Origin of the sequence: Sanguibacter keddieii DSM 10542 (assembly GCF_000024925.1) — a bacterium.
Classification (GTDB): Bacteria; Actinomycetota; Actinomycetes; order Actinomycetales; family Cellulomonadaceae; genus Sanguibacter; species Sanguibacter keddieii.
On sequence record NC_013521.1, the window covers coordinates 1,079,078 to 1,097,987 of the forward strand.

Consider the following 18,910-nt stretch of genomic DNA (forward strand, 5'->3'; position numbering starts at 1 on the left):
GTCAGACGGCTCGTCCCCAGGGACGACGCGCCCCCCCGTCGTCCACGGCGGCGACGGCGGGTCGGCCGGAGCCTGGTCCTGCCGGGCACCCTCGTGGCATGAGACCCCACCTCAGCCGGCTGCTCGCCACCGCCGCCGCCGTCGTCGTCCCGCTCGCCGGCGGTCTCGTCCGCCTCGTCGTCCCGCTCGGGTGTGCCGGCTGCGGCGCGGTGGACGTCGTCCTGTGCGGCGTGTGCCGCGACGCGCTGGGCTCGGGGGCGCTGCGCGTCGACGGTGCGGCTCCGCGGCTCGTGCAGCTGCCCGCAGGGGGAGCCCAGGCCTCGACCGCGGCGCAGGCGGCCGCAGGTGACGGCCTCGTCTCCCGGTGGCCGGTGCTCGCCTGCGCCGTCGGCTCCGGGACCGTGCGTACCGTCGTCGTCTCCTGGAAGGACCGGGGTCGGACGGACTGCACCGGCGTGCTCGGCGCTCGCCTGCGCGAGGGGGCGCGCTCCGGCGTCGCGCTCGTCCCCGTCGAGAGCCTCGTCGGGCGGGAGGTCTGGGTGGTGCCCGTGCCCTCGACACGCCCGGCGGTCCGACGGCGGGGGAGGGAGCACACCGTCGAGCTCGCGCGTGCGGCCACCGAGGTCTTCCGGGCCTCGTGGTCGACTGCGGCCCCGGTCCGGCTGGTCCCGGCGCTCGTCCACTCTCGTCGCCGGACGGCCGACCAGTCGGGGCTCGGGGCGCGTGCCCGGTGGCGCAACCTCGCCGGTGCGCTGCGCGTGCGCCGCGCCGCGCAGACCGCGACCTCGGGGCCGGCCGCCTGCGTGCTGGTCGACGACGTCCTGACCACGGGCGCGACCCTGGCGGAGTGCGCGCGGGCCCTGCACGCCGCGGGCCACGAGGTGGTCCTCGGACTGGTGCTCGCAGCCACTCCCACCCCCACTCCCACCACCCCGACCAGCCCTCACGCACCATCTCCGCACAGCCTCCTGGTGCACTCCGACCCGGGTACGGGATAGCCTGTCCAGAAGATCTCGACAGTGGTGGGAGGTGGTAGAGAACTGGCTCCCGCGAGGGCGCCCCCGCACCTGGTAGACGGGCGTCGAGCGACGCCCACCCACTCCCTTGGAGGCTCACATGGAGATCGTTGTCGTCGGCAGGCACACTGAAGTAGCCGACCGTTTTCGCCGACACGCTGAGGACAAGCTCGCCAAGATCGAGCAGCTCGCACCGAGCGCGCAGCGCGTCGACGTCGAGGTCACTCACGAGAACAACCCCCGGCAGTCTGGGATCCGCGAACGCGTCGAGCTGACCGTCCGCGACAAGGGACCCGTCGTCCGCGCCGAAGCCGCAGCAGACGACCGCTTCGGAGCGCTCGACCTCGCGATGAACAAGCTCACCGAGCGCTTGCGTCGCGCCAACGACCGCCGCAAGAACCGCTTCCGGCACCCTGCGCCCATGGACACGGCCGACGTCCGGCCCTACGAGCCGCCGCTCCCGCCCGTGACCCCGGAGCCGACGTCCCCCTCCGACCCGGGCGAGACCGTCGAGACGCAGCTCGGAGACTCTCCTGTCGTGATCCGGCAGAAGCTCCACACGGCCGAGGCGATGTCGATCGACGACGCGCTCTACGAGATGGAGATGGTCGGGCACGACTTCTTCCTCTTCATCGACTCCGAGACCGCCCGCCCCTCCGTCGCCTACCGACGACGCGGGTGGACCTACGGCGTGATCGCCCTCGACACCTCGTGCAGCCTCGAGGCCGCAGCGCTCGCGGCCGCAGCCGCGTCGTCGGACTGATCGACCGGTAACGGCGCTGACAGGCGCTGACGGGTCCTGACCGGCACCGTCTGGCACTCACCCGCAGCGCCCCTGTCCCACCGTCCGCACCGCCGGACCACGACGGCGTGACCTCTCCCGAGAGGTCACGCCGTCGTCGCGCGCGGCCGGTCGACAGGGTTCTCTGTGCTGTCAGAGCCGCCCGAGATGTCGGTGCCGCAGGGCACACTCTCACCATGACCTCGCCCGCGCCGCGCGCCACCCGCCGGATGACCCTGAGCGCAGCCCGGCGGACCGCGCTCGCGGCCCAGGGCCTCGCCGGCCCGCGGCCCGCCGGGCCCGTGACGGCCGCCCGCTACCGCTCCACGGTCGCGCGGCTGGGCCTCCTGCAGATCGACTCGGTCAACGTCCTCGCCCGGGCGCACCTCGTGCCGGTCTTCTCCCGCCTCGGGCCGTACGACACGACGCTGCTCGACCGGGCCTCGGGCCGGGCACCACGGCGTCTCGTCGAGTACTGGGCCCACGAGGCGTCCTTCGTGCCGCCCGCCACGTACCGGCTGCTCGAGTGGCGACGCCGTCGGTACCGGGACCAGGCGTGGGGGAGCATCAGCGCGACCGAGGCGACGCACAGCGCAGAGGTCCAGGCGGTCCGCGAGATCGTCGCCGCGTACGGGCCGCTCACCGCGACCGAGGTCGAGGTGCACCTCGGTTCTGCCTCCGAGCGACCGGCCGACGGGTGGGGCTGGCGCTGGAGCGTCACCAAGCGCGCCCTCGAGCTGCTCTTCTTCACCGGGGAGATCACCTCGGCCGGGCGGACCGCGAGCTTCGAGCGTCGGTACGACCTCGTCGAGCGGGTGCTCCCGCCCGACGTGCTCGCGGCCCCGACCCCCACCGACGCCGAGTGCGTCCGCGGTCTCGTCGAGATCGGTGCCCGCGCGCACGGCGTGGGGACGCTGCGGTGCTTCGCCGACTACTTCCGCCTCCGGGGGCCGGCGCCGCGGGCAGTCCTCGCCGAGCTCGTCGACGACGGTGTCCTCGAGCCCGTGACGGTCGCCGGGTGGGACCGGGCGACCTACGTGCACGCCGACGCGAAGACCCCGCGGCGTGCGGTGGCCCAGACCCTCCTCAGCCCCTTCGACCCGCTGGTCTTCGAGCGGCAGCGCCTGGCGGAGCTCTTCGGGACGCACTACCGCATCGAGATCTACGTCCCGGCGGACAAGCGGGTGCATGGCTACTACGTGCTGCCGTTCCTCGAGGGGGAATCGGTGACCGCGCGCGTAGACCTCAAGGCCGACCGGCGGGCCGGGGTGCTCAGGGTCCTCTCGGCGCACCGCGACCCCGGCGCCACCGACCAGACCGCGGCTGCCCTCGCCCAGGAGCTCGTCGTGATGGCGCGGTGGCTCGGGCTGGAGCACGTCGAGGTCGAGCGCTCAGGTGACCTCGCACCGCAGGTCGCAGCAGCGCTCGTCGACGACCGGCCCCTGTCAGCCCGTGACGGCTCCGTCCTGTCTCCGGGCGGCGGCTCTGCCCGGTCTCCGGACGACCTCTCCACCCTGTCGCCCCGCGACGGAGGTGAGCAAGAATGAGGTAGTGCCGTGCCCGCGCCGTCGGGCATCATCTGTGCGGACGTGCTCGCTGTCGTGCACCTCCGCCGAGGGCCCCGACCGGCCCGCCGTCCGCCGTCTGTCCCGGACGGTCCGCTCACCCACCGGACCGTCCCTCTGGCACCTGCCTCCACAGGCCGCCCCCCTTCCCCACCGCTCGCTCGCCCGAAGGAAGCCCTGTGACTCTCGTCGCCCTGACCCTGCGACACGCGAAGCCGTACTCCGCGTGGATCGTGGTGGTGTTCGTGCTGCAGCTGGTCTCGACCATCGCTGCCCTCTACCTGCCCAGCCTCAACGCCCAGATCATCGACCGTGGCGTCTCGACCGGGGACACCGACCTCATCTGGTCGACCGGCATGACCATGCTGGTCGTCTGCCTCGTCCAGGTCGTCACGGCGATCGGCGGCGTGTACTTCGGTGCCAAGACCGCGATGGCCGTCGGGCGGGACCTCCGCCGCGAGATCTTCCGGAAGGTCGACACGCTCGGCGCCCTCGAGATCAACGGGTTCGGCACCGCGACGCTCATCACGCGCAGCACCAACGACGTGCAGCAGGTGCAGATGCTCGTGCTCATGACGCTCAACTTCATGGTGTCGACGCCCATCATGTGCATCGGCGGGATCATCATGGCGCTGCGCGAGGACGTCGGCCTGTCATGGCTGCTGTGGGTCTCCGTGCCGTTCCTGCTGGTCGTGGTGAGCTTCCTCGTCTACCTGCTGCTGCCGCTGTTCCGGCTGATGCAGGACCGCATCGACGGCATCAACGGGGTGCTGCGCGAGCAGATCACCGGGATCCGCGTGGTGCGCGCCTTCGTGCGCGAGCCCTTCGAGTCAGAGCGGTACGAGCGCGCCAACATGGCGATCACCACGGTGTCGGTCAAGGTCGGCAACGTGTTCGTGCTGATGTTCCCGCTCATCATGATGATCCTGCACCTGGCCACGGCCGCGGTGCTGTGGTTCGGCGGTCATCGCGTCGACGCCGGCGAGATGCAGGTCGGGTCGCTCACAGCGTTCCTCCAGTACCTCCTGCAGATCCTCATGGCCGTGATGATGGGCGTGTTCATGGTGATGATGATCCCGCGCGCCGTCGTCTGCGCCGAGCGCATCGACGAGGTCCTCCGGGCCACCCCGAGCCTCACGGTCCCGCGCCGCTCCGGCGTGAAGACGCCCACCGAGGGACGGGTCGAGGTGAAGGACGTGACCTTCGGCTACCCCGGGGCAGAGCGTCCCGTGCTCGACGGCGTGAGCTTCGTGGCCGAGCCCGGGCAGACCACCGCGATCATCGGCTCGACGGGTGCGGGCAAGACGACGCTCCTCAGCCTCCTCTCGCGCCAGTACGACCCCCAGCAGGGCAGCGTCGAGATCGACGGCGTCGCCGTGCGTGACCTGGGGCGCCACGAGATGGCGGGCGTCGTCGCGCTGATCCCGCAGAAGCCGTACCTCTTCTCGGGGACCATCGGCTCGAACCTGCGCTTCGGCCGGCCCGAGGCCACCGACGACGAGCTCTGGTCGGCGCTCCGCGTCGCCCAGGGGGCCGACTTCGTCCACGACAAGACGCACGGCCTCGACGAGCGCGTCGCCCAGGGCGGGACCAACGTCTCCGGCGGCCAGCGCCAGCGCCTGTGCATCGCCCGGGCCCTCGTCGCCCGCCCTCGTGTCTACCTCTTCGACGACTCCTTCTCGGCGCTCGACGTGGCGACCGACGCCCGGCTGCGGGAGGGCCTCGGCGAGGCGACCTCCGGTGCGACGGTGATCATCGTGGCGCAGCGCGTGTCGACCATCCGGTCCGCCGACCAGATCCTCGTCATGGACGGGGGAGCGGTCGTCGGGCGCGGCACGCACGACGAGCTGCTCGAGACCAGCGAGACCTACCGCGAGATCGTCGAGTCCCAGCTGAGCGTCGAGGGGGTGGCGTGATGATGGCGCGCAGGTCTGAGAAGAAGAGCGCGGCAGCAGCCGGTCAGCAGCGCGCGGCCACGACGGTCGTCGACGGGGCAGACGGTGCAGAGGGTGTCGACGACCTCGAGCCCGAGTACGTCCCCACCGAGATGGACGGCGACATGTTCGGCGGCGCGCCCGCCAAGAAGGCGCAGCACTTCTGGCCGTCGGCCAAGCGCCTCGTCGGCCTGCTCGCCCCCGAGCGGGTCCGGATGTCGGTGGTCGTCGCGCTCGTCGTCGTCTCCGTCGTGCTCACGGTCATCGCGCCGCGGATCCTCGGCCGGGCGATGGACACCATCTTCAACGGCGTGCTCGGCGCCCGGCTGCCCGAGGGCGTCCCCCTCGAGAGCGTCGTCGCCGACGCGCGGGCGGAGGGAAACGACCAGTTCGCCGACCTGCTCTCGAACGCCGACATCGTGCCCGGCCAGGGCATAGACTTCGACCGGCTCGGCCGGCTGATCCTCGTGGTGCTGGCGCTGTACGTGGTCGCGTCGATCCTCAGCTGGGCCCAGGGGTACATCCTCAACGGCCTCGTCATGCGCGTGGTGTACCGCCTGCGCCAGGACATCGAGGACAAGATCAACAGGCTGCCGCTCAGCTACTTCGACACCCGTCAGCGCGGCGACCTCATGTCCCGGGTCACCAACGACGTCGACAACATCCAGGCGGCGCTCCAGCAGGCCTTCTCCCAGCTGGTGCAGTCGGTCCTCACGGTGCTGGGCATCACGGCCATGATGTTCATCGTGTCGTGGCAGCTGGCGCTCATCGCGCTCATCGCGCTGCCGCTCTCCGGCGTCATCGCCGGCGTGATCGGCACGCGGTCGCAGAAGCTCTTCGCCGCCCAGTGGAAGAACACCGGCTCGCTCAACGGCCACGTCGAGGAGACGTACTCCGGGCTCGAGCTGGTCCGCAGCTTCGGCCGCGACGAGGAGATGCTCGAGGAGTTCGACGAGCGCAACGAGAAGCTCTACCAGGCGTCCTTCGGTGCGCAGTTCGTGTCGGGCATGATCATGCCGGCCATGACCTTCGTGTCGTACCTGTCCTACGTGCTCATCGCCGTGGTCGGTGGGCTCCGTGTCGCCTCCGGGCAGATCACGCTCGGCGACGCGACGGCGTTCATCCAGTACTCGCGGGAGTTCTCGCAGCCGCTCGGGCAGATCGCCGGGATGGCCAACATGCTGCAGTCGGGCGTGGCCTCGGCCGAGCGCACCTTCGAGCTCCTCGACGCCGACGAGCAGGACCCCGAGCGGGCCACCGCGACGCTGCCCGAGCGCACCGAGGGGCTGGTCCAGCTCGAGGACGTCTCCTTCAGCTACGACCCCACGACGCCGCTCATCGAGCACCTGTCGTTCTCGGCCCAGCCCGGTCACACGGTCGCGATCGTCGGCCCGACCGGCGCGGGGAAGACGACGCTCGTCAACCTCATCATGCGGTTCTACGAGCTGACCGGCGGTCGGATCCTCCTCGACGGGGTGGACATCACCGCGCTGAGCCGCGGCGAGCTGCGGTCCCAGGTGGGCATGGTGCTCCAGGACGCCTGGCTGTTCGAGGGGACCATCCGCGAGAACATCCGCTACGGGCGCCTCGACGCGACCGACGACGAGGTCGTCGCCGCGGCGGAGGCGACCATGGTCGACCGCTTCGTCCGCCAGCTCCCCGACGGGTACGACACCGTGCTCGACGCGGACGGCGGCAGCGTCTCGGCGGGGGAGCGCCAGCTCCTCACCATCGCGCGGGCGTTCATCGCCAACCCGTCGCTGCTCATCCTCGACGAGGCGACCTCGTCGGTCGACACCCGCACGGAGCTGCTGGTCCAGCACGCGATGGCAGCGCTGCGGACCGACCGCACCTCGTTCGTCATCGCGCACCGTCTGTCCACCATCCGTGACGCCGACACCATCCTCGTCATGGAGGACGGCCGGATCGTCGAGACGGGCACGCACGACGGGCTGCTCGAGCAGGGCGGGGCCTACTACCGCCTCTACATGACGCAGTTCCGCGGCGAGCACACCGCCGAGGACGAAGGCGACGCGCACGGGGCCGACAGTGGCGACGGTGGCGACGGCAGCAGCGGGAGCACCGGCTCGACCGTCTCCGCGGGAGCGGCACCTGTCGACGTCGAGCGCCCGAGCGACGCGGTCTGACCACCCGCTCCCCGGCCTGCGGGCCGGGGAGCGGGTGAGATGTGCCGAGGTGTCCCTCATCTCGCCTACGATGGGTGGGTATGCCGTCTGAGTCGTTCGGCTCGGTGCGGAGAGAGCTGTGAACTCGAACCGGGAGTACTGCGTGGCTGCGATCCTCGACAAGGTCCTACGTTTCGGCGAGGGCCGGATCGTCAAGAAGCTGTCTGGCTTGGCGAAGCAGGTCAACGCCCTCGAAGACAGCTTCGAGGCGCTGACCGACGAAGAGCTCCGCGAGGAGACCGACCGCTTCAAGGAGCGGATCGAGCAGGGCGCGACCCTCGACGAGCTCCTCCCCGAGGCCTTCGCCGCGGTCCGTGAGGCCTCGCGCCGCACCCTCGGGCAGCGTCACTTCGACGTCCAGCTCATGGGCGGGGCCGCGCTCCACCTCGGCAACATCGCCGAGATGAAGACCGGTGAGGGCAAGACCCTCGTCGCGACGCTCCCCGCGTACCTCAACGCCCTCTCGGGCGAGGGCGTCCACGTGGTCACGGTCAACGACTACCTCGCCAAGTACCAGAGCGAGATCATGGGCCGCGTGTTCCGGTTCCTCGGTCTGAGCACCGGGTGCATCCTGTCCGGGCAGACGCCGGCCGAGCGCCGCGAGCAGTACGCCAAGGACATCACCTACGGCACGAACAACGAGTTCGGCTTCGACTACCTCCGCGACAACATGGCGTGGTCGACCGACGACCTCGTCCAGCGCGGCCACAACTTCGCCGTCGTCGACGAGGTCGACTCGATCCTCATCGACGAGGCACGCACGCCGCTCATCATCTCGGGCCCCGCGTCCGGCGACACGAACAAGTGGTACGGCGAGTTCGCCCGCGTGGTTCGCCGCCTCACCGTCGACGAGGACTACGAGGTCGACGAGAAGAAGCGCACCGTCGGCGTGCTCGAGCCCGGGATCGCCAAGGTCGAGGACTACCTCGGCATCGACAACCTCTACGAGTCGCTCAACACGCCGCTCATCGGGTTCCTCAACAACGCCATCAAGGCCAAGGAGCTCTTCAAGCGCGACAAGGACTACGTCGTCATCAAGGGCGAGGTGCTCATCGTCGACGAGCACACCGGCCGTATCCTCGCCGGCCGCCGCTACAACGAGGGCATGCACCAGGCGATCGAGGCGAAGGAGGGCGTGGCCATCAAGGCCGAGAACCAGACCCTCGCGACGATCACCCTGCAGAACTACTTCCGCCTGTACTCCAAGCTCGGCGGCATGACCGGTACCGCTGACACCGAGGCGGCCGAGTTCCAGGGCACCTACAAGCTCGGCGTCGTGCCCATCCCGACCAACCGCATCATGCAGCGCATCGACCAGCCCGACCTCATCTACAAGAGCGAGAACGCGAAGTTCGACGCCGTGGTCGAGGACATCGTCGAGCGCCACGCGGCCGGCCAGCCGGTCCTCGTGGGCACCACGAGCGTCGAGAAGTCCGAGCTCCTCGCGTCCAAGCTCAAGAAGCAGGGCGTGCCGCACGAGGTCCTCAACGCGAAGCAGCACGAGCGCGAGGCGTCGATCGTCGCGCTCGCCGGCCGCAAGGGCGCCGTGACCGTCGCGACCAACATGGCCGGTCGAGGCACCGACATCATGCTCGGCGGCAACGCCGAGTTCCTCGCGATCGCCGACCTCAAGACGCGCGGGCTCGACGCCGCCGAGACCCCGGAGGAGTACGAGGCCGCGTGGCCCGACGCCCTCGAGGCCGCCAAGAAGGCCGTGGCCGACGAGCACGACGAGGTCGCCGAGCTCGGCGGGCTCTACGTCCTGGGCACCGAGCGGCACGAGTCGCGACGCATCGACAACCAGCTGCGTGGCCGCTCCGGCCGTCAGGGCGACCCGGGCGAGTCCCGGTTCTACCTGTCGACCCAGGACGACCTCATGCGCCTGTTCGGCAGCGCGCTCGCCGAGTCGATGATGCAGCGCTTCCCGGACGACATGCCGCTCGAGTCGAAGATCGTCACCCGCGGCATCGCCTCGGCGCAGGGTCAGGTCGAGAGCCGCAACTTCGAGATCCGCAAGAACGTCCTCAAGTACGACGACGTCCTGTCCCGTCAGCGCTCGGTCATCTACGACGAGCGTCGTCGCGTGCTCGACGGCGAGGACATGGCCGAGCAGATCCAGCACTTCCTCAAGGACGTGCTCACGGCCTACGTCGCGGGCGCCACGGCAGCCGGGCACCCGGACTCCTGGGACCTCGACGGCCTCTGGACCGCCCTCAAGGCCGTCTACCCCGTGTCGATCACCGTCGAGGAGGTCGTCCAGCAGGCCGGCGGCGTCGACGCGCTGACCCACGACCTCATCCTCGCCGAGGTGCTCTCCGACGCGCAGCACGCGTACACCTCGCGCGAGACCGAGCTGGGCGAGTCGAACATGCGCCAGCTCGAGCGTCGTGTCGTGCTCTCGGTCCTCGACCGCAAGTGGCGCGAGCACCTCTACGAGATGGACTACCTCAAGGAGGGCATCGGCCTGCGTGCCATGGCCCAGCGCGACCCGCTCGTCGAGTACCAGCGCGAGGGGTTCCTGCTGTTCCAGGCGATGACCGAGGCCATCAAGGAGGAGTCGGTCGGCTACCTCTTCAACCTCGAGGTCAAGGTCGAGACGGCCCCGGTCGTGACGGCGGCCGGCGCGGCCGCTGCGGCAGGTACCGCCGCGGCGCAGGCACTCGGGGCTGCCGGTGCGGCTGCGGCCGACACCCAGCCCGCCGAGGAGGGCGAGCAGGTGCTCGTCGCCAAGGGGCTGGACGGTCCTGACCGTCAGGTCCCGCTGAGCTACACCGCCCCGAGCGAGGACGGCGACGGCGCTGTGGTGACCGGGGCCAACGGTGCGACCACAGCCGTGGCCGCCGGCGACGACGCCGCGGGCAACCGCGAGGAGCGCCGCAAGGCCAAGAAGAAGAAGTAGTCATCCAGACGCAGCTGCACGAGGCTGCACATGGCTGCACAGAGGTAGCCGGCCGCTCCCACGCGGCCACCCGGCGAGGGCCCCACCATGAGGTGGGGCCCTCGCTGCGTCAGACGTGCACGTGTCGAGAGCGATCGGGTCAGAGGTCAGGCGCTGGCGGTCAGGCGCTGGCGGTCGGGCCTCCGCAGCCCGACCCACGGGCCCCGGGGCAAGCCTGCCTCGGGACTCTCACCAGACCTGCGGGTAGGTCGGTCTGGCTGGCCAGAGTCGAGGGCTGTGAGCCAGCCAGGCACAGGGGCCATCGGCCAGCTGGTCTCCAGGACTGTCCGGCTGCCCCGTCGAGAACACCCCCGGTCAACCGATCTCGAGGACCACTGCGCGCCACCGACCTCGGTGCAGCTCGACGCGGAGGGCGATGGCCCTGACCCGGTCGACGTCGTCGACGACGACGCCCGCCTCGGCGGCGTCGGCGCCGACACGCACCACGCGCGCTCGCCGCACCCGCGACCTGGACTGCGGCGTGGGCGGTGCGCCTCGCCGGTCTCGTGCCGCGGTGCTCACCTGGAGCCTCGCCTCGAGCTGCTCGTAGACCTCGGGGGAGACGGAGCGGACCAGCTGGGCGATCGGCCGGATGCCGCGCAGCACCTCCGTCGCAGCGTGGGCGACGGCGCAGCAGATCGCCGTAGGGTCGCCCGGGGCGGTAGGTGCCCCGTCGCGCGTCTTCTGCTGTCCCGTCGCGACCAGGGCGTCGTCCTCCCGCCGCGGGTCCCGCTGACGGGGCGGAGGGACGCCTTCGGCCTGCTCTCCACCCGCGCCCTGTCGGTGCTCCGTGGGAGTCTGTGGTTGACGGGGCGTCTGCCTGTCGGGGATCTCGGCAGCGGGGGCCAGCGCAGTCATGTGCGGTCCTTCGTGTCGTGAGGTCAGGGACCAGGCTGGACGGTGGGCCGCGCCATGAGGTCCGGCCGACGGCCGTCCATGGTGGCCCCTCGGGTCTCCAGGTATAGCGACGCCTGGTTGACAAAGTACACATAAAAGCGACTCTGTGGATAAAGTGCGCAGATTGTGCGCTCGTGCCTGTGGACAACGGTTGCCGTCCACCGCTGGGCGAGTGCAGGTCGACTGCAGGTCGACTGCAGGTCGACTGGCAGCAGGGGGTGTGAGCGACGTCGTGCCGGCTCAGTGCTCGACAGGGCTCGACAGGGCTCGGCAGTGCTCGGCAGCACCAGGAGAGCACCTCCCGGGCGCCTGAGCCCCTCTGTCCTCACGCTGGTGGCACACTAGGGCCATGCGCCTCTACGTCCCCGTGACGCTCGCCGAGCTCGACGCCCTCACCGGCCCCACCCTCACCCTCGAGTCCCGGGGCGCGCACGCGGCCACCCCGCAGCTCGTGGCAGAGCTCGCGGCAGAGGGGGTCGACGACCTCGAGGAGGTGGAGTTCGTGGCCCAGCTCGCCGCGGCGGACGACTCGCTCGTCCTCGTCGCGGCCGACCCGGCCGTCCCGTGGCTGCGCGCGGTGGTCTCCGTGGACGTGCCCGACGTATCCGTGCGAGTCCTCGCCGCCGACGGTGCGTCGGACGACGAGCTCGCTCCCAGCGCGGTGCACGTCGACGGTCCACTCACCGGCGTCCGGATCGTGTGCGCGCACGTCGACGAGCCCGAGGCCGCGAGCGACATCCAGGCTGTCATGGGCGGGGACGACGACGCCATCGAGCGCCTCGCCGACCGCGACCTCCTCTGGTACGACGCCACCGAGCTCAGCGCCATCCCACGCTGAGCAGCGCCACCCGCCAGCCCGACGCCACCGGCCAGCCCGACGCCACCTGCCGGCCCGACCCCTCTGACCGGCCCAGTGCCTCTGACCGGCCCAGCATCTCTGACCGGCCCCTCCCGTACCCGGACGGGGTCAGTGCGCCCCGAAGCCGACCGTCGCCAGGACGTGGTCGTGCAGGTGCCCGTTGGTCACCGCTGCGTTGCCGCCGAAGGGACCGTCCACCCCGGCGAGCGACGTGAAGCGTCCGCCGGCCTCGGTGACGATGGGCACGAGGGCTGCCATGTCGTAGAGCTCGAGCTCGGGCTCGACCGCGATGTCCACGGCCCCCTCGGCGACGAGCATGTAGGACCAGAAGTCGCCGTAGGCGCGCGTGCGCCACGTCTGCCGGGAGAGGTCGAGGAAGTGCGGCAGCCGCCCGCGCTCCTCCCACCCGCTGAGGCTCGAGTACGACATCGAGGCGTCGGCGATGTCCCTGACCCCGGACACCTGGAGCCGCGTCGCGGAGGACAGCGACCGGCCGGTCCACGCGCCGGTGCCCTGCGCGGCCCACCAGCGCCGTCCGAGCGCCGGGGCGCTCACCACGCCGACCACGATCTCGTCGCCCTCGGCGAGCGCGATGAGCGTGGCCCAGACGGGCACGCCGCGGACGAAGTTCTTGGTGCCGTCGATCGGGTCGACGATCCACCGGCGGGAGCCGTGGCCCGTGGCGCCGAACTCTTCCCCGAGGACGGCGTCGCGCCCGCGCGAGCGGCTCAGCTGCCCGCGGATGATCTCCTCGGCGCTGCGGTCGGCGTCCGTGACCGGCGTGTGGTCGGGCTTGGACTCGACGTGCAGGTCGAGCGCCTTGAAGCGGGCCATGGTCTGCGCGTCGACCTGGTCGGCGATCACGAGCGCGAGCCGGAGGTCGTCGTCGTAGTGCGGGCGGGCGATCATGTCTCTCACCGTAGCCTGGCGAGCCTGCGACCTGCGGTCAGGCGCGCGAGACGAGGTCTCAGGCGCGCGAGACCAGCAGCCGGCGGAAGGAGTCGAGGCGTGCTGCGCGGGCGGCCCGGACCTCGTCGTCGGGTGACGCCGCGACCCACTCGTCGAGCGCGCAGTCCGGAGACCCCTCGAGGTGGGTGCAGCCGCGCGGGCACTCCTGCGCGACCTCGTCGAGGTCGTCGAAGGCGGTGAGCAGGTGCTCGATCTGCACGTGCGCGAGCCCGAAGGACCGCACGCCCGGGGTGTCGATGACCCAGCCGCGGGCGCCGTCGTGCTCGGGGAGGCGCAGCGCGACCGCCGACGTCGAGGTCTGGCGGCCGCGTCCGGTCACGTCGTTGACGACGCCGGTGGTGCGACGGGCGCCGGGGACGAGCGCGTTGACGAGCGTGGACTTGCCGACGCCCGAGTGCCCCACGAACACCGAGGTCCGTCCGGACAGCGAGTCGCGGACGGCCTCGAGCGGGGTGATCTCACCCTCGTCGCCGCGCGACGTGGTGACCACCGAGACGCCGATGGGCTCGTACAGGGACCGCAGGGCGTCGGGGGAGGCCAGGTCTGCCTTGGTGAGGCACAGCAGCACGTCCATGCCGGCGTCGTAGGCGGCGACCACGCAGCGGTCGATCATGCGTGTGCGGGGCTCGGGGTCGGCGAGGGCCGTGACGATCACCAGCTGGTCGGCGTTCGCCACGATGATGCGCTCGTAGGGGTCGGTGTCGTCTGCGGTACGCCGCAGCACGGTCGCGCGCTCGGTGATCCGGACGATGCGTGCGAGGCTGCCCTCCTCGCCCGTCGTGTCACCGACGACGTCGACGCGGTCGCCGCAGACCACGCGCTGGCGCGTCAGCTCGCGCGCCTTCATGGCCGTGACCACGTGCTCGTCGGGCTGGTCCTCGTCGACGAGCAGGGTGTAGCGGCCGCGGTCGACGCCGGTGACGAGGCCGGAGACCGCGTCCTCGTGCTCGGGGCGGGTCTTGGTGCGGGGCCGCGAGCCACGCTTGCTCGGGCGGCTGTGGAAGTCGGACTCGTCGATCGGGCGTCGTCCCACGGGGCTCAGGCCCCGGTGCCGTCGGAGGCGGGTGCGAGCATCCCGGACCAGAGGTCGGTGAAGCCCGGCAGCGTCTTCGCGGTCGTGCCCACGTCCTGGACCTGGACCCCGGGCACGCGCAGACCGATGATCGCCCCGGCCGTGGCCATGCGGTGGTCGTGGTACGTCTCGAAGACCCCTCCGTGCAGCGGGCGCGGGGTGATGACGAGGCCGTCGCTCGTCTGCTCGGCCTGGCCGCCGAGGCGGGTGATCTCGGTCGCGAGGGCCGCGAGGCGGTCGGTCTCGTGCCCGCGGAGGTGCGCGATGCCGCGCAGCCGGCTCGGCGACCCGGCGATCGCGGCGAGGGCGGCGATGGTCGGCGCGAGCTCTCCGGCGGCGTGCAGGTCGACGTCGATGCCGTGGATCTCGCCCGTCCCGGTGACGGTGAGCACGTCGCCGTCGAGGTGCGCGGAGCCACCCATGCGGGTGAGGAGCTCGGGCATCATCGCGCCGGGCTGGGTGGTCGTCGTCGGCCAGCCCGGCACCCGGACGGTGCCGCCGGCGACGAGCGCCGCGGCGAGGAAGGGCCCGGCGTTGGAGAGGTCGGGCTCGACCCGGACGTCGCGGGCTGCGACGGGGCCGGGGGAGACCTGCCAGATGGCCGGGCGAGAGGCGTCGACGGTCACGCCCGCCTCGCGGAGGAGCTCGACCGTCATGTCGATGTGCGGGATGCTCGGCAGGGTCGCGCCGGTGTGCCGCAGCGTGAGGCCCTGCTCGAAGCGGGCCGCGGCGAGCAGCAGGCCGGACACGAACTGGCTCGAGGCCGAGGCGTCGACGTCGACGGACCCGCCGCGGACCGAGCCCGCGCCCTGGATGGTGAACGGCAGCAGACCGCGCCCTCCGTCGTCCACACGGACGCCGAGGCCGCGCAGGCCGTCGAGGATGGGGCCCATGGGGCGCACCCGTGCGCCCTCGTCCCCGTCGAGGGTGACGCGCGCACCCGACAGGGCGGCGACGGCCGGCACGAACCGCATGACGGTGCCCGCGAGGCCGCAGTCGACGGTGACGTCGCCGGAGACGGTGCCGGGGGTGATGTGCCACTCGCTCGGGCTCTCGCCCTCGGTGACGGTCGCGCCGAGCGAGCGCAGCGCGTCGACCATGAGGTCGGTGTCGCGGCTGCGGAGCGCACCGCGGAGGGTGCCGGGGCCGTCGGCGAGCGCGGCGAGCACCAGGTAGCGGTTGGTGAGGGACTTGGACCCGGGGACCTCGACGGTCGCGTCGAGCTGTCCCGCTACCGGCGCGAGGGTCGGGGCCGCCCAGAGGTCGGCGTGCTCGGCGGGGCTCGTCGCGGGAGTTCCTGGGGTGCTCGTCATGCCCCCCAGGTTATGGCACCCGGGCCCCGAGACCGGCAGCGGTCTCGGGGCCCGGGTGGTGTCTGCGGCGGCCTCGAGAGGCCGCGAGCCGCCGTGGAGACGGCCGGAGGGGGCGGAGGGGGCGGAGGTCAGTCGGGCGTCACGGCGTCGACGACCCTGGACGTCGCGGACGACGCCTGGGTCTTCGCCTTGGTGGCGGCCTTGCTCACCTTGGCCACGCGGGCGGCGCGCAGGGCGGTGGTCTCCTTGGCGGCCTTCACCGCGGCGTGCTTGTCGCGGGCGTGGTCGAGACGCCACGACATGCCCGGCTTGCCCTCGGTGTCGACGCCGGCGAGGAGCGCGGCGCCGAGCGCACCGAGACGGCGGACGAACCGCTCCGTGCGCACCGAGCGGGAGACCGGGCCGGAGGTGAAGGGCTCGTCGGCGACAGCGACGGGGAGCGTGAGCGCTGCGAGGAGCAGCGCGGAGCGTCGGGGCGCACGGCCAGTGGCCATCGAGAGGCCGGCGGCGACGGTCAGCGCGCCGTGCGCGCGGACGGCCGACTTCAGCTGGCTCTCGGACAGCGGCTGCTGACCGAGGGCGGCGGTGACCTTGTCGGCCGGTCCCCGTGCCGTCACGGCGTGCGCGGCGGGGTGGCGGAGCGCGTCGAGGCCGTCGTGCACGAACCAGGTGGCGAGCAGTGGGCGGGCGATCTTGCGAAGCAGCATCGGTGGGTCTCCTCACGACCAGTGGTCCGGCAGGCGCTGGGGCGAGCCCGGCACCGTCTCCTCCCGACTCTATCGCCGGACGTGCAGAGACGCCCCGCGAGGTCGGGAGCGTCCCGTCGGTGGGCAGGGACGTCACGGCCTCAGGCGCGTCACCCGCATCATCTGTGTCTGCGCCGCCTCACCCGCGCCCCGCCGGGAATGCAGACCCCCGGTGCCGTGTTGACGCCGTCGTGACATGTGTACTCGAAGAGACCGCGACCAGCCGTGCGGGCCGTGGAGGCGCCGGAGGACCGGTGGCACTAGGCTCGGCCGTGATGACTGACGACACCAACCGCGCGCCCGAGGCCGAGGGCGACGCCGAGCGGACCCGACGGTTCGAGCGCGACGCGCTCGCGCACCTCGACCAGCTCTACTCCGCCGCGCTGCGGATGACCCGCAACCCGAGCGACGCCGAGGACCTGGTCCAGGAGACCTTCGCCAAGGCGTTCGCCGCGTTCCACCAGTACCGGCCGGACACGAACCTCAAGGCGTGGCTGTACCGGATCCTCACGAACACGTTCATCAACACGTACCGCAAGAAGCAGCGCGAGCCGCTGCAGTCTGCGGCCGAGGACGTCGAGGACTGGCAGATCGCCCGCGCCGCGTCGCACACGTCGACCGGGCTGCGCTCGGCCGAGGCCGAGGCGCTGGACCGGCTGCCCGACTCGGACGTCAAGCGGGCGCTCCAGGAGATCCCGGAGGACCGCCGGATCGCGGTGTACCTCGCGGACGTCGAGGGGTTCCCGTACAAGGAGATCGCCGAGATCATGGGCACGCCGATCGGCACCGTGATGTCGCGGCTGCACCGCGGTCGCGGCCAGCTGCGGGGGCTGCTGAACGACTACGCGGCAGACCGCGGCTTCTCCGGGGCCGACCGCACCAAGAGCACGACCGGCACGAAGGGGGAACGGTGAAGGACGACGACAGCTGCGACGAGGTGATGAAGCACCTCTTCGAGTTCCTGGACTCCGAGATGACCGCCTCGGACGCCGAGAAGATGCGCGTGCACGTCGCCGAGTGCTCCCCGTGCCTGGCCGAGCTCGGCATCGACGAGATGGTCAAGCGCCTGCTGCGCCGTTCCTGCACGGAGCAGGCGCCCGAGCACCTGCGCGTCCGCATCCACTCGCAGATCACGCTGCTCAGCGAGGGCTGAGCGCGGACCTCACGACACACGAAGGGCCCTGTCGCAGCTGCGACAGGGCCCTTCGTGTACGTATCGACGAATCAGGCGTTGGGACGCTTGCCGTGATTCGCTGCGCTGCCCTTACGGCTGCGACGCTTGCGTCCGCGCTTGCTCATGGTTACTCCCTGACGTCGAAAGGACTGGTTGGCCGCGCGCGTGAGCGCACTGCCTCGTCTCTATGGTCCCACACCTGAGGCTGTGCCTCGAACTCGACGGACCAGCATGCGCCCCGGAGCCTCGAGCCCGTCGGACCGCAGGCGCACCTGAGCCCCGAGACTGCCGGACCAGCATGCGCCCCGTAGCTCGGGACGTGACGCTCAAGTTCGGGTCGTGACCTGCCGATGGACCGCACGTGAGTGAACCGCGCCAGTCCGTCATCCCGCTGCTCCACGCCCTCGCGAGCACCGGGGCCTCCGACCTGCACTGCAAGGTCGGCTCGTCGCCGCGGGTGCGCGTCGACGGCCGTCTGCGCCGGCTGCAGGTCGCGCCGCTCGAGCCCGCGGACACCCTCGCGATGCTCGCGGAGGTGCTCCCCGACAGCTTCCTCACGGACTTCGAGCGCAACCACGAGGCCGACTTCGCCTACCAGCTCGACGGCGTCGGGCGCTTCCGTGTCAACGCCTACCAGGCGCGCGGGCACGTCGGGCTCGTCCTGCGGCGCGTCACCGAGGGGACCGTGTCGCTCTCCGAGCTCGGTCTCCCCGAGGTGGTCGGCGAGCTCGCGCTCGAGCCGCGCGGGCTGGTGCTGGTCACCGGGCCGACCGGGTCCGGCAAGACGACCACCCTCGCGTCGATGGTCGACCTCATCAACACCCTCCGCGAGGTGAACATCATCTCGATCGAGGACCCGATCGAGGTGCTCCACGAGGACAAGAAGGCGATCATCTCGCAGCGCGAGGTCCGCCACGACACCAACGACTTCGGCTCTGCGCTGCGCGCCGCGATGCGCCAGGACCCTGATGTGATCCTCGTCGGCGAGATGCGCGATGCCGAGACAGTCCGGGCGGCGCTGGCCGCCGCCGAGACCGGTCACCTGGTGATGTCGACCCTCCACACCATCGACGCGCAGGAGACCATCAACCGCGTGGTCGACTTCTTCCCGCCCCACGAGCAGACCCAGGTGCGCTCGGCGCTGTCGCAGTCGCTGCGGGGCGTCGTGTCGCAGCGCCTGGTCCGCCGGGCCGACTCCGCCGGTCGGCGCGTCGTGTGCGAGGTCATGGTCAACACCGGGCGGACGGCCGAGGCGATCGTCGACCCCGGGAACAACCCGCCGCTGCTGGACCTCATCGCCGACGGTGGCTACTACAAGATGCAGACCTTCGACCAGCACCTGTTCGACCTGGTCCGTGACGGGGTCGTGAGCTACGAGGACGCGTGTGCCGTGTCGACCAACCCCCAGGACCTCACGGTCGAGCTGCGCGGGGCAGGCCTCATCGGCTGACGCAGCCTGT

General features: G+C 71.5%; 16 protein-coding genes. 10 read left to right on the forward strand and 6 right to left on the reverse strand.

Features of this window, described 5'->3' with window-relative positions:
- The first annotated feature begins 98 nt into the window (after positions 1–98).
- The 6 genes from SKED_RS04575 to secA all read left to right on the forward strand — a co-directional run bounded on the left by SKED_RS04575 (position 99) and on the right by secA (position 10,381).
- A complete protein-coding gene (locus SKED_RS04575; RefSeq protein WP_012865956.1) occupies positions 99–998 on the forward strand; it encodes a ComF family protein in 900 nt (299 codons plus the stop codon).
- Between the two features lie 118 nt (positions 999–1,116).
- The gene (hpf, locus tag SKED_RS04580) at positions 1,117–1,779 is read left to right on the forward strand and encodes a ribosome hibernation-promoting factor, HPF/YfiA family (RefSeq protein WP_012865957.1); all 663 of its coding nucleotides are present in this window, start codon (positions 1,117–1,119) and stop codon (positions 1,777–1,779) included.
- A 215-nt stretch (positions 1,780–1,994) separates the two neighbouring features.
- Positions 1,995–3,344: a winged helix-turn-helix domain-containing protein gene (locus tag SKED_RS04585; protein ID WP_012865958.1), complete on the forward strand. Its 1,350-nt coding sequence runs from the start codon at positions 1,995–1,997 to the stop codon at positions 3,342–3,344.
- Positions 3,345–3,541: 197 nt separating this feature from the next.
- On the forward strand, positions 3,542–5,278 hold the full coding sequence (locus SKED_RS04590) for an ABC transporter ATP-binding protein (RefSeq protein WP_012865959.1): 1,737 nt from the start codon (positions 3,542–3,544) through the stop codon (positions 5,276–5,278).
- The gene (locus SKED_RS04595; RefSeq protein WP_012865960.1) at positions 5,278–7,443 is read left to right on the forward strand and encodes an ABC transporter ATP-binding protein; all 2,166 of its coding nucleotides are present in this window, start codon (positions 5,278–5,280) and stop codon (positions 7,441–7,443) included. Before SKED_RS04590 ends, SKED_RS04595 begins: the two co-directional genes overlap by 1 nt.
- A 142-nt stretch (positions 7,444–7,585) precedes the next feature.
- Complete coding sequence (secA, locus tag SKED_RS04600; RefSeq protein WP_012865961.1) at positions 7,586–10,381, forward strand: preprotein translocase subunit SecA; 2,796 nt, start codon at positions 7,586–7,588, stop codon at positions 10,379–10,381.
- 354 nt (positions 10,382–10,735) lie between these two features.
- Here secA and SKED_RS19915 read toward each other — a convergent pair whose 3' ends face one another.
- Positions 10,736–11,278, reverse strand: a complete 543-nt coding sequence (locus tag SKED_RS19915; RefSeq protein ID WP_012865962.1) for an Rv3235 family protein — start codon at positions 11,276–11,278, stop codon at positions 10,736–10,738.
- Positions 11,279–11,666: 388 nt separating this feature from the next.
- Between SKED_RS19915 and SKED_RS04610 the strand changes: the two genes are divergently transcribed.
- A complete protein-coding gene (locus SKED_RS04610) occupies positions 11,667–12,155 on the forward strand; it encodes a DUF6912 family protein (protein WP_012865963.1) in 489 nt (162 codons plus the stop codon).
- Positions 12,156–12,284: 129 nt separating this feature from the next.
- On the opposite strand, the gene hisN is transcribed toward SKED_RS04610, so the two are convergent.
- The 4 genes from hisN to SKED_RS04630 all read right to left on the reverse strand — a co-directional run bounded on the left by hisN (position 12,285) and on the right by SKED_RS04630 (position 16,237).
- Positions 12,285–13,085 carry a histidinol-phosphatase gene (gene hisN, locus SKED_RS04615; RefSeq protein ID WP_012865964.1) on the reverse strand — a complete coding sequence of 267 codons (801 nt, stop codon included), beginning with the start codon at positions 13,083–13,085 and terminating at the stop codon, positions 12,285–12,287.
- Positions 13,086–13,143: 58 nt separating this feature from the next.
- Positions 13,144–14,178: a ribosome small subunit-dependent GTPase A gene (gene rsgA, locus SKED_RS04620; RefSeq protein ID WP_012865965.1), complete on the reverse strand. Its 1,035-nt coding sequence runs from the start codon at positions 14,176–14,178 to the stop codon at positions 13,144–13,146.
- 5 nt (positions 14,179–14,183) lie between these two features.
- Entirely contained in the window at positions 14,184–15,530 is a 1,347-nt protein-coding gene (aroA, locus tag SKED_RS04625; protein WP_012865966.1) for a 3-phosphoshikimate 1-carboxyvinyltransferase, read from the reverse strand.
- A 128-nt stretch (positions 15,531–15,658) separates the two neighbouring features.
- The gene (locus SKED_RS04630) at positions 15,659–16,237 is read right to left on the reverse strand and encodes a DoxX family membrane protein (protein WP_012865967.1); all 579 of its coding nucleotides are present in this window, start codon (positions 16,235–16,237) and stop codon (positions 15,659–15,661) included.
- A 230-nt stretch (positions 16,238–16,467) separates the two neighbouring features.
- Here SKED_RS04630 and SKED_RS04635 point away from each other — a divergent pair, with 230 nt between their 5' ends.
- Positions 16,468–17,190 (forward strand): sigma-70 family RNA polymerase sigma factor, encoded by a 723-nt coding sequence (locus SKED_RS04635; RefSeq protein WP_281043973.1) that lies wholly within the window; start codon positions 16,468–16,470, stop codon positions 17,188–17,190.
- Positions 17,187–17,429, forward strand: a complete 243-nt coding sequence (gene rsrA, locus SKED_RS04640) for a mycothiol system anti-sigma-R factor (RefSeq protein ID WP_012865969.1) — start codon at positions 17,187–17,189, stop codon at positions 17,427–17,429. The genes SKED_RS04635 and rsrA overlap by 4 nt, the downstream gene beginning before the upstream one ends.
- A 71-nt stretch (positions 17,430–17,500) precedes the next feature.
- Here the strand turns inward: rsrA and SKED_RS20950 are convergent, their stop codons facing one another.
- Positions 17,501–17,575 carry a 50S ribosomal protein bL37 gene (locus SKED_RS20950; RefSeq protein WP_156968370.1) on the reverse strand — a complete coding sequence of 25 codons (75 nt, stop codon included), beginning with the start codon at positions 17,573–17,575 and terminating at the stop codon, positions 17,501–17,503.
- Positions 17,576–17,811: 236 nt separating this feature from the next.
- Between SKED_RS20950 and SKED_RS04645 the strand changes: the two genes are divergently transcribed.
- Positions 17,812–18,900: a type IV pilus twitching motility protein PilT gene (locus SKED_RS04645; protein ID WP_012865970.1), complete on the forward strand. Its 1,089-nt coding sequence runs from the start codon at positions 17,812–17,814 to the stop codon at positions 18,898–18,900.
- The last annotated feature ends 10 nt before the right edge of the window (positions 18,901–18,910 follow it).